The organism is Cupriavidus pauculus (assembly GCF_008801835.1).
Lineage (GTDB): Bacteria > Pseudomonadota > Gammaproteobacteria > Burkholderiales > Burkholderiaceae > Cupriavidus > Cupriavidus pauculus.
In genome coordinates this window covers 509830-535739 of the sequence record NZ_VZOW01000001.1, presented here as the reverse complement: position 1 = coordinate 535739, position 25910 = coordinate 509830, and the positions used below count along the sequence as shown (strand labels likewise).

Genomic DNA, 25910 nt, shown 5'->3' with positions numbered 1-25910 from the left:
CTCCAGCGCGCACTACGCGGTGCGCCGTCCGTTATGCGTTGTGGATCTTGCCGGCCTGCATGACCAGCTCGATGCGCGATGCGGGGCCGGCCAGCACGCCGATGTCCGCAAGCGGATCGCCGTCGACCACCAGCACATCGGCCAGCGCACCGGCCTGGATTGCGCCGAGTTCGCCTTCGCGCTGCAGGATCTGCGCCGCGATCGAGGTGGCCGAACGCAGCGCTTCGGCATTGCCGAGCAGCGCCGCGCGGATCAGGAATTCCTCGGACTGGTACTGATGCATTTCGCCGAGCAGGTCGGAGCCGAAGCCCATCGGCACACCGGCTTCGGCGTAGATCGCCAGCGAATCGCGGCCGGCCTGGCGCACGGTTTCGATCTTGGCCACCGAATCGGCCGGCAGGCCCAGGCGTGCGCCGTCACGCGCGAGCGCGTCGTAGGTGATCAGCGTGGGCACGACGAACGCGCCATGCTCGCGCATCACGCGCGCCGCGGCGGCGTCCACGAGATTGCCGTGCTCGATGGTGCGCACGCCGCAGCGGACGGCGCGCGTGATGGCGCGGCCGGTGTAGGCATGGGCCATCACGTAGGTCTGCGCAGCCTCGGCTTCGGCCACGATGGCGCGGATTTCGTCTTCGCTGTACTGCGTGTTGCCGATCGGATCGGTCGGCGATGCCACGCCGCCGGACGCCATGATCTTGATCTGCGTGGCGCCTTTCTGGATTTCCTCGCGCACCGCCAGACGCACCGCGTCGACGCCGTCGACCACGCGGGCAATCGCGCCGGCACGGAACGCGCACGAACACGGCTCCAGCGTGTCGGAACGCGGGCGGAAATCGCCATGGCCGCCAGTCTGCGACAGCGCCTTGCCCGACGGGAAGATGCGCGGGCCCGGAATCAGTCCGGTGGCGACGGCCTGCGACAGGCCCCAGTCGGCGCCGCCCGCATCGCGCACGGTGGTGAAGCCGCGTTCGAGCATGCCGCGCATGATCGGCATGGCGCGGAACGCCACCAGCACGTTGGGCTGCACGGCGTTGATGCCCAGGTTGGCGAGCGATGCCAGCACATGGACGTGCAGGTCGATCAGCCCGGGCATCACGGTCTTGCCGCTCACGTCGATCACCTTGGCGTGCGGCGCGCTGATTGCAGCGGCGGATACCTCGACGATGCGCTCGCCGTCGATCAGCACATCATGGCGCGCCAGCAGTGCGCCGCGTACGGGGTCCAGGACGTTGCCGCCCTTGAGCAGGATCTGGGTCATGCGGATTTACTTCTTGTTGAGGTAGGCGGGCTCGCGCACCAGGCGCGTGCCGCAGAAACTGATGGCCGCGGCGATCATCACGTAGATGGCCGGCGCCATGGTGCTGCCGGTGCTGGCAATCAGCCATGTGATGAAGAACGACGCAAAGCCGCCGAAGATCGTCACGGCCAGGTTGTAGGCCACGGACAGGCCCGTCGACAGCACCTTGGCCGGGAACAGCTCGGCAAACGCGGCCAGGATCGGGCCGGTGTACGCGGCGATCAGCACGCCGAACACCAGCTGGAACACGAGCAGCGACGCCAGGCCCGGCGTGTGGTTGATGTACGCGAACATCGGCCACGCCAGCACGAAGATCAGCGCGGCGGCGCCGGACAGCAGCCCGCGGCGGCCGATGCGGTCGGCCAGCATGCCAACCAGGGGTGCAAACACCATGATCGCCAGTCCGCCTGCCATGCCGGCAATAAAGCCCGTCGATTGCGGCACCTTGAGCACCTTCACGGCATACGTCGGCATGTAGAACAGCAGCACGTAGGTGCAGACCGTCCACAGGATCACCATCGAGAAGCTGGCCGCGGTCTGGCGCGGGTAGTCGCGCAGCACTTCGGTCAGCGGCGAATCGGTCTTGTCGGTGGTGGCCTGGAACGTCGGCGTTTCATCGAGGTTGTGGCGGATATAGAAGCCGACCGGCCCGATGATCATGCCGATCAGGAACGGTAGCCGCCAGCCCCAGCTGTTGAGCGCCTCCGGGCTCAGCGTCGCGGTGACGAAGGTGCCGACGGCCGCGCCGAGCAGCACCGCCACGCCGATGCTGGCCTGGATCCAGCTCGAATAGTAGGCGCGCTGGTGTTCCGGAGCGTATTCGGTCAGGAAGGCCGTGGCGCCGCCCATTTCGCCGCCGGCGGAAAAGCCCTGCATCAGCCGTGCGAGGACGATCAGCAGCGGTGCGAACAGGCCGATCTGGTCGTAGGTGGGCGCGATGCCGATCAGCGTGGTGCCGGCCGCCATCAGCAGGATGGTCAGCGACAGCGCCGCCTTGCGGCCGACGCGGTCGGCGTAGACGCCGAGGATGATGCCGCCCACGGGCCGCATGAAGAATCCCACGCCGAACGTGGCCACCGCCAGCAGCAGCGAAGACAGTTCATTGCCGGTGGGAAAGAACAGCTTGGCGATGATCACGGCAAAGAAGCTGTACACCGTGAAGTCGAACCATTCGAGACCGTTGCCGATCACCGTGGCGATGATGGCGCGGCGGCGTTGGCTGGCCCCGATGTGGGGCCCCGTGCCGGTATAGATGGGGGCGCTGGCTTGCATGTCTCTCCTTTCCTCCTGAACGCCGCTGCGGCGCGCCCGCGCTTGTGGGGGCTGGCCGTTGGGCTTGCCCGATCTTAGGGGCGGCGTCGTGACACCGGAAACGAATTCTGCGCATGCCGCCATGACGCCAGCGCATACCAGCCGCGCGCCGGCCGGAATGCATCAGATCTCAATCGCCGTTTTGCACGGTAAAACGGAATGGGTTCTCGGGTTCGGCAAAGCGCAGCCGCAGCGGCGGCCGATCCGCGGCGACAAACCTGCTCCGGAACGTGTAGTACGAAATCAACAGGCCGGTGCGGGCCTCGCCCTCGGTATCGATGACGTAGGTGTTCTTCGGAAACAGCAGCTCGCCGGACTCGCTTGCGATCACGGCGCGGCACGATGACAGCAGGCTCGGCAGATGCAGCAGCCGCGGCCGCCCGCGAATGCCCAGCGGGTCAAGCAGCAGGTAGATCTGCGCGTGGCGATTCGCTTCGCCGGAGCCGTCGCTATGACCGGTCACGCATAGCATCGGAGGTCGATTGCCGTTGGCGTCCGAGGCAAACACGGTGGCACTTGCGGGATAGATTTTCGAAAATTGCTCGCGTCGGAATGTCGTGGCGCGCCTGAAGCGGAAATCCCTGCCGTTGACGACGATGCGGTCCTCGCCGATCTCGATCTTCAGGCGCTGGCCGTAAAACGAGGTTTGCGCATCCACGTACATGCCCGGCCGATCGGCATAGGAGTAGAGCGTGTTGTCCGAAGTGGTCAGCGGCGTGTCGAACACGGCGCCCGGCAGGGCGCCGTAGAAGGCGTCGTAGTCGTCATAGACGGGGTCGGCGGCGAGGGCTCTGGCAGGCAGCACCGAGACAAGGCCGGCGAGGAGGGCGATGGAGAGGCCGGTGATCCAGCGGGGAAGGAAAGTGGCCTGCAAGGCAGAGATCGGGGCCGCCAGTCTTGAAGGGAATGTCATCGGTGCGCGCACGGTGATCCAAGGATCCGCGATTATGCTGCCGGCGATTCGCGCATGCGCCGTTTATGCCGTCTGGTTGATGCGGGTCAGGGCGCCTGTGACGCCATATGCGCATAGCGCTTCGAGTTGCGTAGCCACGGTATCGACGAATTCACGCGACTGGCCCAGATCGCCAAACACTGGCGCGAAGCCGGCGATGATGCGCACGCGCGCCCGCTCGCGCGCATGTGCATCGAACAGCTTTTCGGTGTCGCGTGCCGCCTGCGCCATGGCGGCAGCCAGCGGCTGAGCCAGTGGGTCTTCGATCGGGAACGCGTTGCCAGCTTCGTCGTAGCCGCGCAGGAAATGCAGCCAGGCGGCCACGCCCAGCGCCAGGCGCGGAAACGGCAACCCGGCCGCGATGCGCTCGCGGATCGGCGCAAGCAGGCGCTGCGGAATTTTCTGCGAACCGTCCATGGCGATCTGCCGCGTGCGATGCCCGAGCGCAGGGTTGGTGAAACGCGGCAGCAGGCTGGCGCGATATGCGTCGACGTCGAGCCCGGGCAACGGCGGCAAGGTGGGCTGTGTTTCGCGCGCCATGGTGTCGGAGATGAACGTGCGCACGGCCGGCTGTGCGATCACGCGGTCGGTGGTGGGCCAGCCCGCCAGCACGCCCATGTACGCCATCATCGATTGGCTGCCGTTGACCAGGCGATGCTTGAGAACTTCGAACGGCTTGGCGTCGGCGACGAACTGCGCGCCGCCCGCTTCCCAATCGGGCCGGCCCGCTGCGAAGCGCTCCTCGATGACCCACTGGAAGAACGGTTCACCGACCACGGGCCATGCGTCGTAGCGCCCCAGCGCGCCCGATACGCGCGCGATATCGTCGGCCGTCGTCTTCGGCACGATGCGGTCGACCATCGAATTGGGAAACGTGCAGCGCGCCGCAACCCAATCGCGCAGTGCGGGATCGATCTCGGCGCAGAACGCCAGCAGCACGCCGCGCAGCGTGTCGCCGTTGCTGGCAAGGTTGTCGCACGACAGCAGCGTCACCGGGCCAAGGCCGCGTTCCATGCGGCGCTGCAGGCCGCGCGCCAGGTAGCCGATCGCCGTAACCGGATGCGCGGGGCCGGACAGATCTTCGACGATGCCGCGATCCTCGCGGTTCAGCGCGCCCGTGGCGGGATCGTGACAATAGCCCTTCTCGGTGACAGTAAGGCTGACGATGCGCGTATCGCGATGGGCGATGCGGTCGAGCACCACCTCGGGGTCTTCTTCGGCGACCAGCACATCGATCAATGCGCCAATCACGCGCAACTGCTCGGTATCGGCGCTGCGCAGCGACAGTGTATAGAGACCGTCCTGCGCCTTGAGCGCGTCGCGCGTATCGGGCCGACGCAGCGATACGCCAACGATGCCCCACTGCAATCCGCGTTCACCGGCGGCCTCGATGGCGGTCTCGGTGATCTCGGCCTGGTGGCCGCGATGAAACGCGCCCACGCCCAGATGCACGATGCCTGCGCGCAGCTGCTCGCGCGGATAGGCTGGCCGTCGCACCGCGGCGGGCAGCGCGCCGAGCCGGTCCGGATGCAGCCGTGGCAATTGCGTGATATCGCTCATGGTCCTCTCCTACCAGTGCCACAACGTGCCGTCGTGCGCGAGCCGGTTCACGGGCAGATACGCACGCTGGTAAGGGTACTTCGCGGCCAGCGTTTCGTCGATCTCCACGCCGTGGCCCGGCGCATCGCCCGGCACCAGCATGCCGTCGGCGAACTTATAGCTGTGCGGGAAGACCGCGTCGGTTTCCTCGGTATGGCGCATGTATTCCTGGATGCCGAAGTTGGGCACCCAGATATCGAAATGCAGCGCCGCGCCCATGCACACCGGCGACAGGTCGGTGGCGCCATGGCAGCCGGTGCGTACCTGATGCATGGCCGCGAAGTCGGCAATGCGCCGCAAATGCGTGATGCCGCCCGCGTGCACGACCGTGGCGCGGATGTAGTCGATCAGTTGCTCCTCGATCAACGTCTTGCAATCCCAGACGCTGTTGAAGATCTCGCCCACGGCCAGCGGCGTGACCGTGTGCTGGCGGATCAGGCGGAACGCGCGCTGGTCCTCGGCCGGCGTGGCGTCCTCCATCCAGAACAGGCGATACGGTTCCAGCGACTTGCCGAGCCGCGCCGCCTCGATCGGCGTGAGGCGATGGTGCACGTCGTGCAGCAGGTGGATGTCCGGGCCGACCGCTTCGCGCACCGCCTCGAACAGCCGCGGGGTGTGTTCCAGATAGCGCTCGGTGCTCCAGTCGTGTTCGGACGGCAGGTCGGCGTCGGCGGGCTCGTAGAACAAGCGGTCGCGCGATACGCCGTAGACCTTGTTGAGTCCCGGCACGCCCGATTGCGCGCGGATCGCCTTGTAGCCCATTTCCTTGTAGCGCAGCACTTCGTCGACGGTGTGCGCGATATCGCTGCCGTTTGCGTGGCCGTAGACCATCACGCCGGTCCGGCTCTTGCCGCCCAGCAACTGGTACAGCGGCAGATTGGCGGCCTTGGCCTTGATGTCCCACAGCGCGGTATCCACCGCTGCAATCGCGCTCATCGTTACCGGGCCGCGCCGCCAGTACGCCCCACGGTACAGGTATTGCCAGATGTCTTCGGACTGGTGCGGATCGCGGCCGATCAGGCACGGAATCACGTGGTCCTGCAGATAGCTGACCACCGCCAGTTCGCGGCCGTTGAGCGTGGCGTCGCCAATGCCCGTCAGTCCTTCATCGGTTTCGATCTTGAGCGTGACGAAGTTGCGGCCCGGGCTACACACAATGACGCGCGCGTTGGTGATCTTCATGCAGGTCTCCGGATAGGGAAAGACGTAACCGTTACATCACCGCGCCCAGCGTCCAGGGCACGAATTCGTTCTGGCCGTACCCGTGGATTTCGCTGCGGGTCTTGCGGCCCGACGCGGTATCGAGCATCAGCCGGAAAATCTCGGCGCCTTTCTCGGCGATGGTCGACGCGCCGTCAATGATGTCGCCGCAATTGATGTCGATGTCCTCGCCTTGCCGCTGCCACAGCGCGTTGTTGGTGGACAGCTTCAACGATGGCGACGGCGCGCAGCCATAGGCCGATCCGCGCCCCGTGGTGAAGCAGATGAGGTTGGCGCCACCCGCCACCTGGCCGGTTGCCGACACCGGGTCGTAGCCGGGCGTATCCATGAACACCAGCCCATGCGCGCGGACCGGTTCGGCGAACTCGTAGACGTCGACCAGGTTCGTCGTCCCGCTCTTGGCCACCGCGCCAAGCGATTTTTCGAGGATCGTGGTCAGGCCGCCGGCCTTGTTGCCGGCCGATGGGTTGTTGTCCATGCTGCCGGCATTGCGCGCGGTGTATTGCTCCCACCAACGGATGCGCGCGATCAGGCGCGCGGCCACGTCGGGCGATACGGCGCGGCGCGTGAGCAGATGTTCGGCGCCGTAGATCTCGGGCGTCTCCGACAGGATCGCCGTGCCGCCCTGCGCCACCAGCAGGTCCACCGCCGCGCCCAGCGCGGGATTGGCCGTGATGCCCGAATAGCCGTCCGACCCGCCGCATTGCAGCCCGACCACGAGATGGCTGGCGGATACCGGCTGGCGGGTGACGCGGTTGGCGTCGTCAAGCAGCGCCTGCACGATGCCGATGCCGCGCGCCACGGTCTTTGCGGTGCCGCCCGTGTCCTGGATATTAAAGCTATGGAAGCGCGTGCCGGCAGCCAGCGCCGCCATGCCCGGTTCGTCGAGCAGCGCGTCGATCTGGTTGGTCTCGCAGCCGAGTCCCACCACCAGCACGGCGGCAAAATTGGCATGGCGCGCATAGCCGGCCAGCGTGCGGCGCAGCACGCGCAGGTTTTCGCCATCGCTGTCGGTGGCGCAGCCCGCGCCGTGCGTGAGCGCCACCACGCCGTCGATGTTGGGAAACGCTTCGAGCGCCTCGGGGTGGATGTCGCGCCGGAAGTGATCGGCGATTGCACGTGCTACGGTGGCCGAGCAATTTACCGATGTCAGGATGCCGATGTAGTTGCGCGTGGCGATGCGGCCGTCGGCGCGCACGATGCCGTCGAACGTGGCGGCATCGCTGGCGGCGGGCGTCGCGTGGACGTCGCTGCCGGCCGCGTAGTCGCGCGCGAAATCGCCCATCGCCAAATTATGCGTATGGACGTGCTGGCCCGGTACGATGGCCTGGCGCGCAAAGCCGATGATCTGGTTGTAGCGGCGCACCGGCGCGCCCGCTGCGATGGCACGCACGGCCACCTTGTGACCGGGCGGCACCATGCCGGCCACGGTGATGCCTTCCTCGGGCAATACGGTGCCGGGCAGCAACTGCCGGCAGGCGATGACGATATCGTCGGCGGGATGGATCCGGATCGCGGCGGGTGCGGCTGACATGCGCCACTCCTGTTTGGGGCCTGCGTTGTTCTGGGCCTGTGTAGCAGGGCCCGCTCAGTTGGGCCGTTTAGTTAGGCCGCTCAGTTGGACCAGCCGCCGTCGATGATCTGCGCGGTGCCGGTGGTGAAGGCCGATTCGTCGGATGCCAGGTACACGGCCAGCGCGGCGATTTCGGCAGCGGTGCCAATGCGTCCCATCGGCTGGCGCGCGATGAAATCGGCTTCCACTTGCGCCAGCGTCTTGCCGCTGGTGGCCGCCTGATTGCTGATGCGCTGGCGCAGCGAAGGCGATTCGACGGTGCCCGGGCAGATGGCATTGCAGCGAATGCCGCGCGTGATGAAATCCGCGGCCACCGCCTTGGTCATGCCGATCACGGCGGCTTTGGTCGCGCCGTACACGAAGCGGTTGGGCGCGCCCTTGATGCTGCCCGCCACCGACGCCATGTTGATGATCGATCCGCCGCCGGCGTCGAGCATCGCCGGCAAAAACGCGCGCATCATGCGATACATCGCGCGCACGTTCAGGTTCATCGAGAAGTCGAAAGCCTCGGCATCGCACTCGAGGATCGTGCCGTGATGCACGAACCCCGCGCCGTTGAACAACACGTCGATGCGGCCCGTTTCGTGCGCGGCGGCGTCGACTGCGGCGCCGTCGGTCACATCGAGCCGCAGCGTGCGGCAGCCCGGCAGCGCGGCCAATCCGGCCAGGGTTTCGGCGTTGATATCGGCAGCGATGACCTGTGCGCCCTCGCGCAGGAATGCCTCGGCCGTGGCGCGGCCGATGCCTTGTCCGGCGGCCGTGACCAGCGCCGTCTTGCCGGCGAGTCGATTCGACATGGATAGCTCCTTGATAAGCGTAAGCGGTTCAGGAAACGCTCGCGCGCGCCTTGGCGCGGCGCTCGATTTCGGGCCAGTCCCACGCGATGCCAAGTCCCGGCGCATCGGGCGGCCGGGCGTGGCCATCGATGATTGCCACGCGGCTGTGCGCGATCGCGTCGAGTTGCGGGATGTATTCGAGCCACGCCGCGTTGGGCACGGCCGCGCACAGCGACACATGCAGTTCCATCAGGAAATGCGGGCAGATCGAGACGTTGCACGCCTCGGCCAGATGCGCCACCTTGATCCACGGCGTGATACCGCCGATGCGCGCCACATCGGCCTGCACGATCGAGCACGCGCCGAGGCGCAGGTAATCGGCAAACTGGCCGATCGAATACAGCGACTCGCCCACGGCGATCGGCAGATGCGTGGACGCAGCCAGCCGGACGTGACCAGCGACATCGTCAGCGGGCAGCGGCTCTTCGAACCAGCCGAGCCCAAGCCCGGAAAAATGCGCGGCGCGTCGCACCGCTTCGGACGCGGTGAAGCATTGATTGGCGTCGATCATCAGCGCGAAATGCGCACCGGCCGCCTCGCGCACGGCATGGAGCCGCTCGATGTCGTCGGCCAGTTGCGGCTTGCCTACTTTGATCTTCGCGCCGAGAAATCCGGCTTCGCGCGCGGCCAGCGTCTGTTCCACCAGCGCCCGCTGCGACAGATGCAGCCAGCCGCCCTCGGTCGAGTAGACCGGCACGCGCGAGTGGGCGCCGCCCGCGGCCAGCCACAGCGGCTGGTTGTCGCGGCGGCAGCGCCAGTCCCACAGCGCCGTATCGATGGCGGCCAGCGCCAGGCTGGTGATGACGCCCACCGAGGTGGCGTGCGTGCTGAACAGCAGGTCGCGCCAGATGGACTCGATAGGTGCCGGATCGCGGCCGATCAGCTGCGGCGCGAGATGGTCGCGCAGCAGCGCCATGACCGACGAACCGCCGGTGCCGATCGTGTAGCTGTAGCCGATACCTTCGCTGCCGTCCGCGCAGCGGATGCGGACCAGCGGCGTTTCCTGCGTGGCGAACGACTGGATGGCATCGGAGCGCGCCACCGGCGGGGTCAGATCCACCTGGATCAGATCGACATGAGTGATCGTTGTCATTTGCTGCCCACCAGGCCGGGCAGCCACAGCGTGATGGCCGGCACGTAGGTGATGGCGATCAGCGTCAAGAACAGCGGCACGAGCCAGGGCAGGATCGCCATGGTGGTGCGCTCCACCGACAGCCGGGCCACGCGCGCCAGCACGAACAGCACCATGCCCAGCGGCGGATGCAGCAGGCCGATCATCAGGTTCAGCGTCATGATGAGCCCGAAGTGGATCGGGTCGATGCCGAGCTTGAGCACGATCGGCAGCAGGATCGGTACAAGGATGGTGATGGCCGCCGTGGTGTCGATGAAGCAGCCGACGATCAGGATCAGCACATTGGCCAGCAGCAGGAACACCCATTTGTTGTGCGTGAAACCGAGGATCGTGTCCGTCAGCGCCTGCGCGGCCTGGCTGGTCGTAAGCAACCACGCGAAGATCGACGCGGCCGTGACGATGAACAGCACCGACGCGGTGGTCTCGATGGTGTCCAGCGTGGCGCGCGCCAGCGCGCGCATCGTCATCGACCGGTAGCGCACCAGGCCAAGGAACAGCGCCCATATCACGGCGGCGACGGCCGCCTCGGTGGGCGTGAACCAGCCGAGCGTCATGCCGCCGATCAGGATCACCGGCGCCATCAGCGCCATCACGGCCGAGAAATCGAAATACCAGTCGAGCGCCAGCAGCACCACCAGCGCGATCATCGCGGCCGTATTGGTCGATACGCCGGCCGACACGGCCAGCCAGATCGCCAGCGGGAACGCTAGCACCACGACGATTTCCATCGAGGCGGCGCGGAGCAGCTTCCACGAAAATGCGGTGTCGCCGCCCCAGCCGCGCCGGTGCGCGATCCACGCCACCGTCGCCATCATGAACAGCGTCAGCACCAGCCCCGGCACAATGCCCGCGAGGAACAGCGATCCGATCGAGACGTTGGCCATCATCCCGTAGATCACGAACGGCAGCGAAGGCGGAATGATCGGGCCCAGCGTGGCCGATGCGGCGGTCACGCCCACCGCGAATTCGGTTTCGTAGCCGTGGTCCTTCATCGCCTTGATCTCGATCGTGCCCAGCCCCGCCGCGTCGGCGATGGCCGTGCCGCTCATGCCGGAAAAGATCACCGAACCGATGATGTTGACGTGGCCGAGCCCGCCGCGCATCCAGCCGACCAGCGCCACCGCAAAGTTGTAGATGCGCCCGGTGATGCCGGCCACGTTCATCAGGTTGCCGGCCAGGATGAAGAACGGTACGGCCAGCAGCGGAAAGCTCTCGACGCCGGCGATCATGCGCTGGGCCAGGATGACGTCGGGCGCCGTGCCGCTGGCCCAGATATAGAACAGCGACGCCAGCGCCATCGACATCGCGACCGGCATGCCCACCAGCATCAACAGCAGAAACGATGCAATCAGGATCCACATTGCCGCTGCTCCTCAGTTGTCCAGCGCATCGAACGCCGCGGGGCGTTCCAGGATCGAATATCCGTTACGCCAGTTCTGCCACGTCACCTGCAGCGAGCGCGCGGTCATCAGCACGAAGCCGGCCAGGGCAAGCCAGTAGACGTAGCTCTTGTTCCACGCGACGGTGGTCATCGGCTCGTCGCCGACGATGCCGATGAAGCGCCACACCAGATACACCGCATAGCCGAGGAAAGCCGTGCGCACGACGTCGACCAGCGTCGACAGCGCGCGCGCCGGGCGGTGCGGCAGGTAGCGATACAGCAGGTCCACCTGGATATGGCGGCTCTTGCGCACGCACATCGATGCGCCGATAAACACCACGCCGATCAGGCAGTAGGTGGCCAGTTCCTCGGTCCACGCCAGCGAATCGTTCATCACGTAGCGCGTGAAGAACTGCAGGAAGACCAGCAGTGTCATCAGCCAGAACAAGCCGAAGTTGAACCAGTCCTCGGCAGCGTAGCCAGACAGGTCCACCGGTTGCGCATCGGCCTCTTCGAAACTCTGGACGATTTCCTCGACCGAGGACATGTGCGGCGCGCCTTCGGACGGCGGCTGGGCGGGCGCATTGCCGTCCATGGCTTGGGATCGCATTTGCATCGCATCGGCTCCGTTCTGCTGAAGGGCAGGGCTGTGCTGCGGGACAGGCCCCCGGGGAAGGGCGAAGTGGCCCGGCGCGCGTCTAGCGCACCGCCTGGATCTTTTCCCAATCGGCCTGGCGATATCCCTGCGATTCGAAGCTCACGTTCTTGAGCACGGCGTCGCGATATTCGGGCACGCTGACCGGAGTGACCGTGAGGCCTTTCTGCTTGAACACGGCGACCAGTTCCTTTTCGCGCGCTTCCACGTCGGCGCTCGCGCGGGCGGCGGCTTCCTGCGCCACCTCGCCGAACATCTTGCGCTCCGGTTCCGACAGCCGCTTCCACAGCGATCCGGAAATCACCGTGTTGAGGTGATCGACGATATGGCCGGTCAGCACGATGTACTTCTGCACTTCATAGAACTTCTTTGCCTCGATGGTCGTCAGCGGGTTTTCCTGCGCTTCGACCGTACCGTTCTGCAGGGCCAGATAGACCTCCGCAAACGCAATCGGCGATGTGTTGACGCCACACGCGCGCGGCATCGCCAGATAGGCGGGCACATCGGGCACGCGCATCTTCAGGCCCTTCATTTCCGCGCAATGCGAGAACGGCTTGTTCGAGGTGGACTGGCGTGTGCCGTAGTACGTGGTCGCCACGATATGGTTGCCGGTTTTCTGTTCGTAGCCAGTGGTCAGTTCCCGGTAGATGTCGCTCTTCGTATAGGCCAGCAGATGCGCCGGATCGCGGAACGTGTACGGGTAGTACGTCACGCCGATACGCGGAAACGATTTGGCCGCGAAACTCGAGCCGGAGATGATGATGTCCACCGTGCCCATCGCCAGGCCCTGGTTGATATCGTTTTCCTTGCCGAGCTGCGACGCGGGGAAGACATCGATCTGATATTTGCCGTTGCTGCGTTTTTTGATTTCATCGGCGGCCCATACCGACCACTTGTGGAACGGCTCCGAGGTCTCGTATACGTGCGCCCACTTGAGTTTGATCGGCGCCTGTTGCGCCAGGACGGGCGTGCAGAACGCAGTGGCGGCGAGCAGCATGCCCGCACCAAGCATGCACGAGAACTGCCGGCGGATTCGCATCATGGGTTGTCTCCTGTTTTTGGTTGAAGCCGCCGGCCCTTGTTGGTATGGCGTTGTCGGTCGGGCCGGTCGGTTGCGAGGCGCGCGCCTCAGCCAGTCAACTGCACCTTGGTACTGCGGGATTTGTCGGCCGCCAGATGGAAGGCGTCCACGGCCTGCGCCAGCGGCAGCTGTGCCGACAGCAGCGGGCGTACATCGAGCCGCCGGCTGGTCAGATAGCGCACCGACCAGTCGAACTCGCGGCCAAAACGGAAGGCGCCGACGTAGTCGAGCTCGCGCGCCATGATGTCGTTGGCCGGAAAACGCAGGCCTTCGGCCGGCAGCGTGCCGACCTGGACGATGCGCCCGCCGCGGCGCGTGGCAGCCAGGCAGGTGCCAAGCGCCGCCGCGCTGCCCGCGGCTTCCAGACTGACGTCGGCGATATCACGCAGTGCGTCGGGACTGAGCTGCGATGTCTGGATGGTTTCATCGGCACCGACCGCGCGCGCCACATCGAGCGGACGCTGGGCGATATCGCACACCACGATGCGCGCCGCGCCTGCGAGGCGCGCCGCCATCACCGTCAGGCTGCCGATGGTGCCGCCGCCGGTTACGAGCACGGTCTTGCCGAGTAGTTCGCCCGCGCGATTGACGCCATGCAGCGCCACCGACAATGGTTCCGCGAAGGCAAGCTCGCCCAGCGAGATGTCGGCGTCCACAGGCGTGAGCTGTTGCTCGTGCATCAGGAAGTGCTGGCGGAACATGCCCTGCACATGCGGATAGATGCTGGCGCTGCCCAGGAAGCGCATGTTGCGGCAAAGGTTGTCGCGCCCGGTGCGGCAGTAATCGCATTGGCCGCATGCGTGCGACGGATTGATGGCGACCTTGACGCCGGGCGCGACGCGCGTCACGGCGCTACCCACGGCTTCGACAATGCCCGACGCCTCGTGCCCAGGCGTCAACGGCTCCTTGATCACGAATGCGCCCACCTTGCCGTGGAAGTAGTAGTGCAGGTCCGATCCGCAAATACCGGCGGCGCCCAGGCGAACCAGCACCTCGTGCGGGCCGGGCGCGACGGGGGCGACATCGCTGAAGCGCAGGTCTTCGCTGGCGTGGATATGGCAGGTCAGGGACATCACGATTCCTCGCTGAGCGTGTTGGCGCCGACATCGGCCTTCGCGGATTTCCTGCGCCGCTGGCGTGCCGGAGACGTCGGGCCGGCTGGCGCTGATGGCGCGGGTTGCGTCGCGCCGTCGGCATGGCCGGGCCACGCCGCGTAGAAGCGGTTGTGCGATTGTTCGAGGTGATCGCACATCGCGGCGCGCGCCGCGTCCGGCGAGCCCGACGCGATTGCGGCGATCACGGCGCGATGCTCGGCGATGGCGGCGGACCAGCTTTCCGCGTTCTCGAAATGATTGCCGAACTGCGCGAACAGCGGGTTGTGCCGTTCGTCGAACAACTCGGCTACCAGCCGCGACAGCACAGCGTTCTCGGACACTTCCGTGATGCGCAGGTGGAACAGGCGATCGCCGCGCACGGGAATATTGCCCCCGGCGGCCTCTTCTTCCATCATGGCCACCGATGCGGCCAGCGCATCGAGCAGCGCGGGCGTGCACTGGCGCGCGGCGTTGGCGGCCATTTCGCCCTCGATGGTCTGGCGCGCGCGGATGACATCCAGCGGCGGCTCGGCCATCACGCTGCCGGCGGGCGTGGCGAGCGGCGCGGGGTCCGCGGCGCAGGCGTAGATGCCGGAGCCCATCCGCACTTCGACCAGCCCTTCCACTTCCAGCGCGATCAACGCCTCGCGCACCGATGGGCGTGACACACCAAGTTGCGCCGCTAGGTCGCGCTCGGGCGGCAGGCGCGACCCCACCGGAAACTCGCCGCCTTCGATCAGCCGTCGCAACTGGTCGGCAATCTGGCGGTACAGGCGACGCGGTTCGATCTGCTGAAGCGGCATGGGGTTTCCCGGGCGAGCAGCGGACAAATGGTCAAGCGGTCTGACCAATTTCTAGGAAACTTTCAGCATGGCCGCAAGAAGAAGATGTGCCGCGCCGCAGCACGGTCGCGGAAATTGCTACACACGATACTGGCCGAATCTGCGTGCGCCAGCATTCGGGAACGGGCACGCGGACTTGCGCCGATTTCACCGCGGTGGCCCAAGTACCTGAATCGATTGGCAAAAAACGTCATTGTTCGGACGATTTCCGCATATCTGACAATGCGGGCCCCGCAATTGCTACTAAGCTTGGTTGGGGCTGTCCGGTTCGCGGGCAGTCTGCCGTGTTCCATCTGTGAGGAGATCACGATGAAAACGAAGACGTTAATACCCGCCGTCATGGTCGCCGCCGGTCTGCTGACCATGCCGTTCGCGCAGGCGCAGCAGCAACAGCCGATGCAGGGCCAGATGCAACCGATGCCGGGCCAGAGCCAGCCGTCGGGCCCGACCCCGATGCCGTCGCCCGGACAGGCTGGCGCGATGCCACCGTCGGCCACGCCGATGCCGCCGGCACGTGGCGGCACCCCGCCACGCGGCATGGCGCCATCGCGCCCCGGATCGATGCAGCAGGGCATGGAGCCCGGTATGCAGCAAGGGATGCAATCCGGCAGCAGCGGCAGCATGCCGATGGGCGCGCAATCGCCGTATACGCCGCAGAAATGGAGCAAGGGGCAAAAGCTGCCCACGGAGTTCCGTGACCGGCAATACGTGATCGACAAGTTCAAGGACTACAACCTGCCCGCGCCGAAGAAGGGTTATCACTGGGTGGGGGTTGGCGCCGACTACTACCAGGTGTCGTCCAACGGCACGATTTACTCGGTCGGCCCTGGCGGCATGTGACGCGCCATTGCGCGCGCCTTGCCAAACGAAAACGCGCCATGATCACTCATGGCGCGTTTTTTATTGGGCGACCGGATGTTTCGCCTGCGCCGGCGCGCGCAGGGGGCGATCCGCTCCTCTCAGTCGGGCAATGCGTCGTACGTGACCAGGAACACCTGATCGTCGCCGGCACTGATCGACAGCCACACGATATCGAGCTCCGGGAACGCAGCCTGCACGTTGGCGTGTTCATTGCCGATTTCCACCACCAGCACGCCGCCCGGATTCAGGCGCTTTTTCGCGCCGGCGACGATACGGCGGACGATGTCCATGCCGTCGTCACCGCCAGCCAGCGCGATGCGCGGCTCGGCCAGGTATTCGGCCGGCAGGTCGCGCATCGACTGCTCGTTCACATAGGGCGGATTGGTCAGGATCACGTCGTACGTGGCGCCCGACGGCAGCGGCGCGTAGAGATCGCCCTGATAGAGCGCGATGCGATCCTCCATCTTGTAGTCGGCCACATTGCGACGCGCCACGGCGAGCGCATCGGACGAGATATCGACGGCATCGACATGCGCATTGGGCCAGACGTGCGCGGCGATGATCGGCAGGCAGCCAGACCCCGTGCACAGCTCCAGTACCGGGCCAATCTCCTCGACGTCGCCAAGCCACGGCTGCAGACCGTCCTGCAGCAATTCGCCGATAAAGCTGCGCGGCACGATTACGCGGGAATCGACGTAGAAGCGCAAGCCGTGCATGAACGCTTCATGCGTGATGTAGGCGGCTGGCACGCGTTCGGTGACGCGACGGTCGATCACCTTCAGCACAGCGTCGATTTCTTCGGGCAGCAGTCGTGCATCGAGAAACGGATCGAGCGTATCGAGCGGCAGGCTCAACGTATGCAGCACCAGATAGGCCGCTTCGTCGTAGGCATTGGCGCTGCCGTGGCCAAACGACAGCTTGGCGGCGATAAAGCGCGACACCGCCAGGCGAAGCAGGTCGCGGACGGTTCGCAGAGGGGATGGGGTAGGCATGGCGGGTGTCGCTCCAACGATCAGGCGATCAGGCGTTCGAGCACGCCACGATAGACATTCTTAAGCGGCTCGATGAAACGCACTTCCACGTGTTCGTCGATCTTGTGGATGCTGGCGTTGGGCGGGCCGAACTCGATCACCTGCGGGCAGATCCTGGCAATGAAACGGCCGTCGGACGTGCCGCCCGTGGTCGACAGCTCGGTGGTGACGCCGGTTTCCGCCGCGATGGCAGCGGCCATCGCTTCGGAGAGATCGCCGCGCGGCGTCAGGAACGGTTCTCCGCCGAGCGTCCAGTCCAGCGTGTACTGCAGGCCGTGCTGGTCGAGAATCGCATGCACGCGTGACTTCAGGCCGTCGGGCGTGCTGGCCGTCGAGAAGCGGAAATTGAAATCGATCGTGACGTGGCCCGGGATCACGTTGGTGGCGCCGGTGCCGGCGTGGATGTTCGACATCTGCCAGGTGGTCGGCGGGAAATACTCGTTGCCCTGGTCCCAGGTTTCGTTCACGAGCGCGGTCAGCGCGGGCGCGGCCAGATGGATCGGGTTGCGCGCCAGGTGCGGGTAGGCAATGTGGCCTTGCACGCCCTGGATCGTCAGCTTGCCCGACAGCGAGCCGCGCCGACCGTTCTTGACCATGTCGCCCAGCGTGTCGACCGACGTGGGCTCGCCCACCACGCAGTAGTCGAGACGTTCTCCGCGCGCCTGCAGCGCCTCCACCACCTTGACCGTGCCGTCATGCGCAGGACCTTCCTCGTCGCTGGTGATCAGGAAAGCGATCGAGCCGGCGTGGTCGGGATGGCTGGCGATGAACTCCTCGCACGCCACCACGAAGCCGGCAATCGACGTCTTCATGTCGGCGGCGCCGCGGCCGTAGAGCTTGCCGTCGCGGTGCGTCGGCTCGAACGGATCGGACGACCATTGCTCGATCGGGCCGGTGGGCACCACGTCGGTGTGTCCGGCGAACGCCAGCAGCTTGCCGGCGGCGCCTTGCGTGCCGCGCTTGACCGCCCAAAGGTTGGTCACACGGAAGCTGTCAGGGCCGCTGACGATGTTTTCGCAGGTAAAGCCAAGCGCGGACAGGCGCGCCTGCAGCACGGCCTGGCAGCCTTCGTCGGCGGGGGTGACCGAGCGGCGGCGCATCAGGTCTTCGGTCAGGGCAAGGGTCGGATTCATGGGGCAGGGTGGAGCAAGAAACGTCAGAACAGCGCGGCGTAGGCGTCGGCGGAGAACCCGACGCTGACCTGGCCGTCGTGGTCCAGCACGGGACGCTTGATCAGCGAAGGGCTGGCCTGCATCAGCGCGATCGCGCCGGCCTCGCTTTCGGCCTTTGCCTTGTCGGCATCGGACAGCGCGCGATAGGTGGTGCCCTTCCTGTTGAGCAGCATGGCCAGCGGTACGTGCCTGAGCCACGCGCGCAGCATCTTTTCGTCGACGCCTTGCTTCTTGAAATCGTGGAACGTGAATGCCACGCCGTTCGCATCCAGCCACGTGCGGGCCTTCTTGACGGTGTCGCAATTGGGAATGCCGTAAAGCAGGACGGTCATGATGGTGGTGCGGGTCGGCGGCCTGGCGAGGGGCCGGGTTAGCGGAAAAGCAGGTTGAGGGCGATCACCAGCCCGCCCAGGCCGAGCGCCACGCCAGCCATGGCCACGGCGGTCATCAGCCGCAGGCGCCGGTCCAGGCGCGCGGCCTCGCGGCGCAGCGCCTCGATCGTGATGGCATGCTGTTCGGCCAGCATCTTGACCGACTCGGCCTGCTGCACGGCCGCCGCCTCCAGCTCCGCGATGCGGACGGCCGGGTCGCGCGGCTCCGTTGCGTCAGGCTGCGCGCCATCGTCCCGGCGCTTGCCTTTCTTGAGCTTCTCGATGGTCTTGTTGGCCTGTTCGAGAATGGTCGGCAGCAGGGAGAGCACGGTACTGACAGTGGCGGGATCGAGGGCCATGAGTCGCTTGCGAAGGGATGGCATCGGCGGGACTTCCAGCCGCCGGGAATGGCCCGGCGGCGATTGCGTCAACCGGCTGGCGGGATCAGTCGCCGCGCAGCAGGTCGTTCAGGCTGGTCTTGGCGCGGGTTTGCGCGTCGACCTTCTTCACGATCACGGCGCAGTACAGGCTGTACTTGCCATCCTTGGACGGCAGGTTGCCCGCCACCACCACCGAGCCAGCCGGCACGCGGCCATAGTGGATCTCGCCGGTTTCGCGGTCGTAGATCTTGGTCGACTGGCCAAGGTACACGCCCATCGAGATCACCGAGTTTTCTTCGATGATCACGCCTTCCACCACCTCCGAACGCGCGCCGATGAAGCAGTTGTCCTCGATGATGACCGGGTTGGCCTGCAGCGGCTCCAGCACGCCGCCGATGCCGACGCCGCCGGACAGGTGCACGTTCTTGCCGATCTGCGCGCACGAACCGACCGTGGCCCAGGTGTCGACCATGGTGCCTTCATCGACATAGGCGCCGATGTTCACGTACGACGGCATCAGCACCGCATTGCGCGCGATGAACGAACCGCGGCGCGCCACGGCGGGCGGCACCACGCGGAAGCCCGCGCGTGCAAAGTCTTCCTGGCTCCAGTTGGCAAACTTGGTCGGCACCTTGTCGTAGAACTGGGCGAAACCGCCGGCGCTCATCGGCGCGTTGTCTTCCAGGCGGAACGACAGCAGCACGGCCTTCTTGACCCACTGGTTGACGATCCAGTCGGCGCCTTGCTTCTCGGCCACGCGCAGCGTGCCGGCATCCAGCTGCGAAATCACGTTGGCGACGGCTTCGCGGATATCGTTCGGGGCGGACTTCGGCGACAGGCTGGTGCGGTCTTCCCAGGCCTGGTCGATCAGGGCTTGCAGAGCTTGCGTCATGGCGAGTTTCTCAGTGTTGATTTGTGTAGGAGATGCGGCGTCGAGACATGCGCCCCGGCGCCTGGGCGTTCAGTAAAGCAATCGGTGCGCGGGCGAAAGATCAGCCCAGCGACTTGCAGAATTCGACAATCCGGCGCGCGCCTTCCAGGCATTCGTCGGGCGTGGCCACCAGCGCCATGCGTACGCGCTGTGTGCCGGGATTCACGCCGTGCGCGTCGCGTGCCAGGTAGCTGCCCGGCAGCACCGCGACGTTCTGTTCGGCCAGCAGCCGCACCGCGAACTCGGTGTCGCTCAGGCCGGTACGCGAGACGTCGGCCCAGAGATAGAAGGCGGCATCGGGCATTTGCACGTCGAGCACTTCGGCCAGCATCGGCGTGACCTGGGCGAACTTGCGCACGTACGCCGCGCGGTTTTCGCGCACATGCGCCTCGTCGTTCCACGCCGCCACGCTAGCCGCCTGCACCGCGGGATTGAGCGCCGCGCCGTGATAGGTACGGTATAGCAGGAATTTCTTGAGGATCGCCGCGTCGCCGGCGACAAAGCCGGAGCGCAGGCCCGGCACGTTCGAGCGCTTGGACAGGCTCGAGAACATCACCAGTCGCTCGAACCCGCGGCCCAGACGGTGGGCGGCTTCGAGCGCGCCCAGCGGCGGCGTGGCCTCGTCGAAATAGATTTCCGAATAGCACTCGTCGGAGGCGATCACGAAACCATAGCGGTCCGACAGCTCGAACAGTTGCTTCCAGTCTTCGAGCGACAGCACTGCGCCGGTCGGATTGCCCGGCGAGCACACATAGAGCAATTGCACGTTGGGCCAGACATCGGCGCCGATCTGGTCGAACGCCGGCGCGAAATTGCGCGCCGGATCGCTGTTGGCGAACACCGGGCGTGCGCCAGCCAGCAGGGCCGCGCCTTCGTAGATCTGGTAGAACGGATTGGGGCAAAGCACCAGCGGATCGGGCTTGCTGGCGTCGATCACGGTCTGGGCGAATGCGAACAGCGCTTCGCGCGAGCCGCTGACCGGCAGTACCTCGGTGGCCGCATCGACTTTCGGCAGGCGATAGCGGCGCTCCAGCCAGCCCGCGATGGTCTGGCGCAGCGCATCGGTGCCGGCGGTGGCCGGATACACGGCCAGGCCCGACAGCGACGCGGTCATGGCGTCCTTGATGAACTGGGGCGTCGGATGCTTGGGCTCGCCGATGCCAAAGCTGATCGCAGGCTTGTCGGCGGGTTTCACGTCGGCCACCAGCACGCGCAGTTTCTCGAAGGGATAGGTCTGGAGCAGGTCGAGGCGCGGATTCACGGTGGCTGGCGGCGGGGCGGTTGAAACGCAGCATTATAAAGGAATGCCGCGTATCGCCCCCACCTGCGGAATCGGCGCAAATAGGCACGCCCCGTGCGGGGCGCGGCGGATGTCAATACAACATCACGCGCGACACCATGGCGACGATCGGCCGCCGTACAAAACTTTCGAATCGGGCGTGCAGGTGCAGCGGCCGCAGCAGCATCTTGACCGTCATTTCGAGCGGAAGATGGCGGCGCACCACGGCGCTGCAGCGCGAATTGAGCGCGCGGACCTCGTGCTCGGATACGTCCTCGCGGTCCTGCTCGATGCGCAGCACGTTGCGCAACGCAATCTCGGCGTCTTCGTTCTTGATTTCCAGCAGGCGCCGCGCCAGCGCCGCCAGCACCCGCGTGCGCCCCAGCCGCTCGCGGTCGGCGAGCGTATTGAAATGGCGGAAGAAATGCTTGTAGTGGCGGACTTCGTCATTGGCGATGCGGCGTGTCAGGTCGCGCAGCACCGGCTCGTCGGTGGCCTGCTCGAGTGCGCGGTAATACGTCGCGGTGCCGGTTTCCACCACGCAGCGCGCCGCCATTTCCAACGCCTGCGAGCGCTCGAAATTGTCGATCGAACAGGTCTTGCTGTATTCCTCGAAGAAGCGCTGGTAGCCGCGCTCCCAATCGAATTCGGGCCAGACGTGCGCGACGTAGTGGCGCAGGGCGCGTCCGTGCTGCAGTTCCTCGCTTTCCCAATGGTCAGACAGCCATTCGGCGGCGTCGGGCACATCGGCGTAGTACTGGGCGAGATTGCCTGCGTAGGTGTCGGAGCCGCTTTCGATGAACGACGCCGCGGTCAGCAGGTAGAACAGGGTGCGATCGTCCCGCACCTTGGCGATATCAATGGACGAGTAGTCGATGTCCGAAATCGACCACGGGAGATCAGCGGAAACTGGCGCCGATGATGGTGCGGTCATGCTGGGTCCTCCAGGCTGCTGTACCGATTGCAATCAGGCTTCAGACTGGCCGCTCGGGTTGGCGGACAGTGTTTGTCGAGGCCGAGCGGCGGGGAGAGCGCTTCCCGTAGAGGGCCTCCGGGATCACGCAGGCATTTGCAGAGACTAGCACTAACCCTAGGAAGTTTCCGTTGGATTTAGTGCGATGACGTTTTCATGAAACAGTTTTACGGACTAGAAAATACTTGCAGCAACTCATGCAAGTTGCGAATGTAAAAAGGTTTTTCGTAGCGCCAGGCAGCGTGTTCATGATGCGCGCAACGGTCGAGAAAGCGTCCGGAGGGGCGATTGGCGATGGTATGATTACCGCCAATCTCACGGGCTCCGGGAGTGATTTGCGGCGCTGGCGTCACGTCCGGCCGCGGACTCTGGCATCGGCCCGGCCTTTCCATTTCTCGTATCGCCCAAACCACACGACAACCGTGCGACTGTCCTCGATCAAGCTGGCGGGCTTCAAGTCCTTCGTCGATCCCACCAATTTTCAAGTGCCCGGCCAATTGGTCGGCATCGTAGGTCCCAACGGCTGCGGTAAATCCAACATTATCGATGCGGTGCGTTGGGTGCTTGGTGAGTCACGCGCGTCTGAGTTGCGTGGCGAATCCATGCAGGATGTGATTTTCAACGGCTCCACCGCGCGCAAGCCCGCGGGGCGCGCCAGCGTGGAGCTGGTGTTCGACAACGCCGAAGGCCGCGCGGCTGGCCAGTGGAGCCAGTACGCCGAAGTGGCCGTCAAGCGCGTGCTCACGCGCGACGGCACGTCCTCGTACTACATCAACAATCAGGCGGTGCGACGCAAGGACATCCAGGACATCTTCCTGGGCACGGGCCTTGGGCCACGCGCCTACGCGATCATCGGGCAGGGCATGATCTCGCGGATCATCGAGGCCAAGCCCGACGACATGCGGATCTTCCTCGAAGAAGCCGCCGGCGTGTCGAAGTACAAGGAACGCCGCCGCGAAACCGAAAACCGTCTCGGCGACACGCGCGAAAACCTGACCCGCGTGGAAGACATCCTGCGCGAACTGGGCAACAACCTCGAAAAGCTCGAAGGCCAGGCCGAAGTGGCGCAGCGCTTCAAGCAGTTGCAAGCCGAAGGCGAAGAAAAGCAGCACCTGCTGTGGCTGTTGCGCAAGCGCGAGGCGCAGGCCGAGCAGGAACGCCATGCACGCGCCATCGAGCAGGCCCAGATCGACCTCGAAGCCCAGACCGCGCAGCTGCGCCATGTCGAAGCGGAGCTCGAAACGATGCGCGCGGCGCACTACGCGGCGTCCGATGGCATGCACGCGGCGCAGGGCGCGCTGTACGAGGCCAACGCCGAAGTCAGCAAGCTCGAGGCCGAAATCCGCTACGTGGTGGAGTCGCGCAACCGTCTGCAGGCGCAGATCGCGGCCCTGAGCGCGCAGCGCGAACAGTGGCAGGGCAAGGCCGACCAGGCCAGCGAAGAGCTGGCGCAGGCCGAGGAAAACCTGGCGCTGGCCGAGGCCCGCACCATCGAGGCGCAGGAAACCGTGGCACAGAAGAGCGATGAGCTGCCGACGCTGGAAGCGCAGTGGCGCGATGCGCAGACCATGCTCAACGACCAGCGCGGCGGCATCATGCAGGCCGAGCAGGCGCTCAAGCTGGAAGCCGCGCAGCAACGCAACGCCAATCAGCTGCTGCAGCAGCTGGAGCAGCGCAAGGAACGTCTGCAGGGCGAGGAAAAGAGCCTGGACCGCCCGGACGAAGTGCGCCTGGAAGAATTGCGCGTCGACCTGGCCGAGCAGGAGGCCATGCTCGAGGAAGCGCAGGCCGTGCTGATGGATTGCGAGGAAGCGGTGCCGCGCCTGGACGCCGAGCGCCGCGCCGCGCAGGAGCGCGTGCAAAGCGAAGCCGGCGCGATCGCAGCGCTGGACGCACGCCTCGCCGCGCTGCGTCAGCTTCAGGAAAACGTGCAGACCGATGGCAAGGTGCAGCCGTGGCTCGAGCGCCATGGTCTGGCCGAACTGCCGCGGCTCTGGAAAAAGGTACACATCGAACCGGGCTGGGAAAACGCGCTCGAATCGGTGCTGCGCGAAAAACTCGCCGCGCTGGAAGTTTCCAACCTGGACTGGGTCAAGGCGTTCCTGTCGGATGCGCCGCCGGCCAAGCTCGCTTTCTACACGCCGCCGGCCGCCGCGCGTCCGATGGAGGTCCCGGCGGGCTTGCGTCCGCTGATGTCGCTGCTGCAGATCACCGAGCCCGGCATCCGCGCCGTCATGCAGGACTGGCTGGCCGATGTCTACACGGCCACCGACATGGCGCAGGCGCTGGCCGCGCGCCAGTCGCTGCCCGAAGGCGCGCAGTTCGTGGTCGCCGAGGGCCATCTGATCGGCCGCAATGCGATCCAGATCTATGCCGCCGATTCCGAGCAGGCCGGCATGCTGGCGCGCGAGCAGGAGATCGAGAACCTGCAGAAGCAGTCGCGCGCGCAGACCCTGCTGGCCGATGAGGCCAAGTCGGCATCGGTGCGCGCCGAAGCGGCGTACACGCATGCGGCCACGGCGCTGATCGATGCGCGTGCGCGCGCCGAACAGGCGACGCGCCGCGTGCATGCGCTGCAGATGGATGTGCTCAAGCTGTCGCAGGCGATGGAGCGTTTTTCCGCGCGCAGCGGACAGATCCGCGAGGAACTGGCCGAAATCGATGCGCAGATCGATGAGCAGCGCGCCATCCGCGCCGAGTCCGAGGCCGCGTTCGAGCAGCACGACGCGCAACTGGCCGAGCTGCAGGCGTCGCATGAAGACCAGCAGATGGCCTTCGATGCGATGGATGCCAAGCTGGCCGGCGCCCGTCAGCAATTGCGCGATCTGGAGCGCGCCGCGCAGGAAGCGCTGTTTGCCGAGCGCAACCTGGCCGGACGCATCGACGAATTGCGCCGCAATATCCAGATGGCCGGCGATCAGAGCGAACGCATCGCGGAATCGCTCGAAAACGCGCGCGCGGAACTCGAGACCATCAACGAGCAGACCGCCAATACCGGGCTGCAGGAAGCGCTCGAGATCCGCGCCGAAAAGGAGCAGAAGCTGTCCGCCGCGCGCATCGAACTCGATGCGCTGTCCGCGCAACTGCGCCAGTTCGATGAGCAGCGCCTGGCCGCCGAGCGAAGCCTGCAGCCGCTGCGCGATCGCATCACCGAATGCCAGCTCAAGGAACAGGCGGCGCGCCTGAACCAGGAGCAATTCACCGAGCAACTGGCCACGGCCGAAGTGGACGAGGCCGCGCTGGCCGAAAAACTGACGGCGGACCTCAAGCCGTCGTACCTGCAGGGCGAAGTCACGCGCCTGAACAACGCCATCAACGCCTTGGGACCGGTCAACATGGCCGCGCTGGACGAACTCGCCGCCGCGCGCGAGCGCAAGACTTTCCTCGACGCGCAGTCGGCCGACCTGACGGACGCCATCAATACGCTGGAAGACGCCATCGCCAAGATCGACCAGGAAACGCGCGCGCTGCTGCAAGGCACGTTCGATCAGGTCAATCATCACTTTGGCGAGTTGTTCCCATCGCTGTTCGGCGGCGGGCAGGCGCGCCTGATCATGACTGGCGAGGAAATTCTCGATGCCGGCGTGCAGGTCATGGCGCAGCCGCCGGGCAAGAAGAATTCGACGATCCACCTGCTGTCCGGCGGCGAAAAGGCGCTGACGGCAATTGCACTGGTGTTTGCGATGTTCCAGCTCAATCCGGCGCCGTTCTGCTTGCTCGACGAGGTCGATGCGCCGCTGGACGACGCCAATACCGAGCGCTACGCCAATATGGTGGCGCGCATGTCGGACAAGACCCAGTTCGTATTTATTTCCCATAACAAGATTGCGATGGAGATGGCCCATCAACTGATTGGCGTGACGATGCAGGAACAGGGTGTTTCGCGCATCGTGGCGGTGGACATGGATGCAGCCGTATCGATGGCGGAGGCCGCTTAA

22 protein-coding genes are annotated in these 25910 nt (G+C 65.8%); 2 read left to right on the top strand and 20 right to left on the bottom strand.

Annotated features, from left to right (window positions below; genetic code table 11):
* Positions 1-31 precede the first annotated feature (31 nt).
* The 13 genes from F7R19_RS02305 to F7R19_RS02245 all read right to left on the bottom strand — a co-directional run bounded on the left by F7R19_RS02305 (position 32) and on the right by F7R19_RS02245 (position 14935).
* A complete protein-coding gene (locus F7R19_RS02305) occupies positions 32-1258 on the bottom strand; it encodes a metal-dependent hydrolase family protein (RefSeq protein ID WP_150979235.1) in 1227 nt (408 codons plus the stop codon).
* 6 nt (positions 1259-1264) lie between these two features.
* Complete coding sequence (locus F7R19_RS02300; protein WP_150979234.1) at positions 1265-2569, bottom strand: MFS transporter; 1305 nt, start codon at positions 2567-2569, stop codon at positions 1265-1267.
* 169 nt (positions 2570-2738) lie between these two features.
* Complete coding sequence (locus F7R19_RS02295) at positions 2739-3533, bottom strand: hypothetical protein (protein WP_170292549.1); 795 nt, start codon at positions 3531-3533, stop codon at positions 2739-2741.
* Between the two features lie 51 nt (positions 3534-3584).
* Complete coding sequence (locus tag F7R19_RS02290) at positions 3585-5120, bottom strand: mannitol dehydrogenase family protein (protein WP_150979232.1); 1536 nt, start codon at positions 5118-5120, stop codon at positions 3585-3587.
* A gap of 9 nt (positions 5121-5129) precedes the next feature.
* Positions 5130-6341, bottom strand: coding sequence for a D-mannonate dehydratase ManD (gene manD / locus F7R19_RS02285; protein ID WP_150979231.1), 1212 nt, complete (start codon positions 6339-6341; stop codon positions 5130-5132).
* 31 nt (positions 6342-6372) lie between these two features.
* Complete coding sequence (locus F7R19_RS02280; RefSeq protein WP_150979230.1) at positions 6373-7914, bottom strand: UxaA family hydrolase; 1542 nt, start codon at positions 7912-7914, stop codon at positions 6373-6375.
* 80 nt (positions 7915-7994) lie between these two features.
* Positions 7995-8750, bottom strand: a complete 756-nt coding sequence (locus tag F7R19_RS02275; protein WP_150979229.1) for an SDR family oxidoreductase — start codon at positions 8748-8750, stop codon at positions 7995-7997.
* A gap of 28 nt (positions 8751-8778) precedes the next feature.
* Complete coding sequence (locus F7R19_RS02270) at positions 8779-9882, bottom strand: mandelate racemase/muconate lactonizing enzyme family protein (protein WP_150979228.1); 1104 nt, start codon at positions 9880-9882, stop codon at positions 8779-8781.
* Entirely contained in the window at positions 9879-11282 is a 1404-nt protein-coding gene (locus F7R19_RS02265) for a TRAP transporter large permease (protein WP_150979227.1), read from the bottom strand. Before F7R19_RS02265 ends, F7R19_RS02270 begins: the two co-directional genes overlap by 4 nt.
* A gap of 12 nt (positions 11283-11294) precedes the next feature.
* Positions 11295-11918 carry a TRAP transporter small permease gene (locus F7R19_RS02260; RefSeq protein WP_150979226.1) on the bottom strand — a complete coding sequence of 208 codons (624 nt, stop codon included), beginning with the start codon at positions 11916-11918 and terminating at the stop codon, positions 11295-11297.
* 82 nt (positions 11919-12000) lie between these two features.
* Positions 12001-12999: a sialic acid TRAP transporter substrate-binding protein SiaP gene (locus tag F7R19_RS02255; RefSeq protein ID WP_407648760.1), complete on the bottom strand. Its 999-nt coding sequence runs from the start codon at positions 12997-12999 to the stop codon at positions 12001-12003.
* An 86-nt stretch (positions 13000-13085) separates the two neighbouring features.
* Positions 13086-14111, bottom strand: coding sequence for an L-idonate 5-dehydrogenase (locus tag F7R19_RS02250; RefSeq protein WP_150979225.1), 1026 nt, complete (start codon positions 14109-14111; stop codon positions 13086-13088).
* Complete coding sequence (locus F7R19_RS02245) at positions 14111-14935, bottom strand: FadR/GntR family transcriptional regulator (RefSeq protein ID WP_150979224.1); 825 nt, start codon at positions 14933-14935, stop codon at positions 14111-14113. Before F7R19_RS02245 ends, F7R19_RS02250 begins: the two co-directional genes overlap by 1 nt.
* A gap of 348 nt (positions 14936-15283) precedes the next feature.
* On the opposite strand from F7R19_RS02245, the gene F7R19_RS30100 reads away from it, so the two are divergent.
* Positions 15284-15814: an RcnB family protein gene (locus tag F7R19_RS30100; RefSeq protein ID WP_223505755.1), complete on the top strand. Its 531-nt coding sequence runs from the start codon at positions 15284-15286 to the stop codon at positions 15812-15814.
* A 119-nt stretch (positions 15815-15933) separates the two neighbouring features.
* Here F7R19_RS30100 and prmB read toward each other — a convergent pair whose 3' ends face one another.
* From prmB to F7R19_RS02205, 7 genes are all read right to left on the bottom strand, one after another.
* Positions 15934-16827, bottom strand: coding sequence for a 50S ribosomal protein L3 N(5)-glutamine methyltransferase (gene prmB / locus F7R19_RS02235; protein WP_150979223.1), 894 nt, complete (start codon positions 16825-16827; stop codon positions 15934-15936).
* 20 nt (positions 16828-16847) lie between these two features.
* Complete coding sequence (gene dapE, locus F7R19_RS02230) at positions 16848-17999, bottom strand: succinyl-diaminopimelate desuccinylase (RefSeq protein WP_061959432.1); 1152 nt, start codon at positions 17997-17999, stop codon at positions 16848-16850.
* Between the two features lie 23 nt (positions 18000-18022).
* A complete protein-coding gene (locus F7R19_RS02225) occupies positions 18023-18370 on the bottom strand; it encodes an arsenate reductase (protein ID WP_150979222.1) in 348 nt (115 codons plus the stop codon).
* A gap of 38 nt (positions 18371-18408) precedes the next feature.
* Positions 18409-18768 carry a hypothetical protein gene (locus tag F7R19_RS02220; protein WP_223505753.1) on the bottom strand — a complete coding sequence of 120 codons (360 nt, stop codon included), beginning with the start codon at positions 18766-18768 and terminating at the stop codon, positions 18409-18411.
* A gap of 85 nt (positions 18769-18853) precedes the next feature.
* Positions 18854-19681, bottom strand: a complete 828-nt coding sequence (dapD, locus tag F7R19_RS02215; protein WP_061959429.1) for a 2,3,4,5-tetrahydropyridine-2,6-dicarboxylate N-succinyltransferase — start codon at positions 19679-19681, stop codon at positions 18854-18856.
* Between the two features lie 100 nt (positions 19682-19781).
* Positions 19782-20981, bottom strand: coding sequence for a succinyldiaminopimelate transaminase (dapC, locus tag F7R19_RS02210; RefSeq protein ID WP_150979221.1), 1200 nt, complete (start codon positions 20979-20981; stop codon positions 19782-19784).
* Between the two features lie 112 nt (positions 20982-21093).
* On the bottom strand, positions 21094-21933 hold the full coding sequence (locus F7R19_RS02205) for a ferritin family protein (RefSeq protein ID WP_061959427.1): 840 nt from the start codon (positions 21931-21933) through the stop codon (positions 21094-21096).
* A 461-nt stretch (positions 21934-22394) separates the two neighbouring features.
* Between F7R19_RS02205 and smc the strand changes: the two genes are divergently transcribed.
* Complete coding sequence (gene smc / locus F7R19_RS02200; protein WP_150979220.1) at positions 22395-25910, top strand: chromosome segregation protein SMC; 3516 nt, start codon at positions 22395-22397, stop codon at positions 25908-25910.

Excerpts from the sequence above, each read along its gene's own strand:
- prmB (WP_150979223.1), bottom strand. The coding sequence starts at position 16,827 with ATGCCTACCCCATCCCCTCTGCGAACCGTCCGCGACCTGCTTCGCCTG.
- F7R19_RS02220 (WP_223505753.1), bottom strand. The coding sequence starts at position 18,768 with ATGGCCCTCGATCCCGCCACTGTCAGTACCGTGCTCTCCCTGCTGCCG.
- F7R19_RS02305 (WP_150979235.1), bottom strand. The coding sequence starts at position 1,258 with ATGACCCAGATCCTGCTCAAGGGCGGCAACGTCCTGGACCCCGTACGC.
- F7R19_RS02280 (WP_150979230.1), bottom strand. The coding sequence starts at position 7,914 with ATGTCAGCCGCACCCGCCGCGATCCGGATCCATCCCGCCGACGATATC.
- F7R19_RS02255 (WP_407648760.1), bottom strand. The coding sequence starts at position 12,999 with ATGATGCGAATCCGCCGGCAGTTCTCGTGCATGCTTGGTGCGGGCATG.
- F7R19_RS02275 (WP_150979229.1), bottom strand. The coding sequence starts at position 8,750 with ATGTCGAATCGACTCGCCGGCAAGACGGCGCTGGTCACGGCCGCCGGA.
- dapE (WP_061959432.1), bottom strand. The coding sequence starts at position 17,999 with ATGAATCCGACCCTTGCCCTGACCGAAGACCTGATGCGCCGCCGCTCG.
- F7R19_RS02205 (WP_061959427.1), bottom strand. The coding sequence starts at position 21,933 with ATGACCGCACCATCATCGGCGCCAGTTTCCGCTGATCTCCCGTGGTCG.
- F7R19_RS02265 (WP_150979227.1), bottom strand. The coding sequence starts at position 11,282 with ATGTGGATCCTGATTGCATCGTTTCTGCTGTTGATGCTGGTGGGCATG.
- F7R19_RS02260 (WP_150979226.1), bottom strand. The coding sequence starts at position 11,918 with ATGCAAATGCGATCCCAAGCCATGGACGGCAATGCGCCCGCCCAGCCG.
- dapD (WP_061959429.1), bottom strand. The coding sequence starts at position 19,681 with ATGACGCAAGCTCTGCAAGCCCTGATCGACCAGGCCTGGGAAGACCGC.
- F7R19_RS02225 (WP_150979222.1), bottom strand. The coding sequence starts at position 18,370 with ATGACCGTCCTGCTTTACGGCATTCCCAATTGCGACACCGTCAAGAAG.
- manD (WP_150979231.1), bottom strand. The coding sequence starts at position 6,341 with ATGAAGATCACCAACGCGCGCGTCATTGTGTGTAGCCCGGGCCGCAAC.
- F7R19_RS02300 (WP_150979234.1), bottom strand. The coding sequence starts at position 2,569 with ATGCAAGCCAGCGCCCCCATCTATACCGGCACGGGGCCCCACATCGGG.
- F7R19_RS02250 (WP_150979225.1), bottom strand. The coding sequence starts at position 14,111 with ATGTCCCTGACCTGCCATATCCACGCCAGCGAAGACCTGCGCTTCAGC.
- F7R19_RS02270 (WP_150979228.1), bottom strand. The coding sequence starts at position 9,882 with ATGACAACGATCACTCATGTCGATCTGATCCAGGTGGATCTGACCCCG.
- F7R19_RS02290 (WP_150979232.1), bottom strand. The coding sequence starts at position 5,120 with ATGAGCGATATCACGCAATTGCCACGGCTGCATCCGGACCGGCTCGGC.
- F7R19_RS02245 (WP_150979224.1), bottom strand. The coding sequence starts at position 14,935 with ATGCCGCTTCAGCAGATCGAACCGCGTCGCCTGTACCGCCAGATTGCC.
- F7R19_RS30100 (WP_223505755.1), top strand. The coding sequence starts at position 15,284 with ATGAAAACGAAGACGTTAATACCCGCCGTCATGGTCGCCGCCGGTCTG.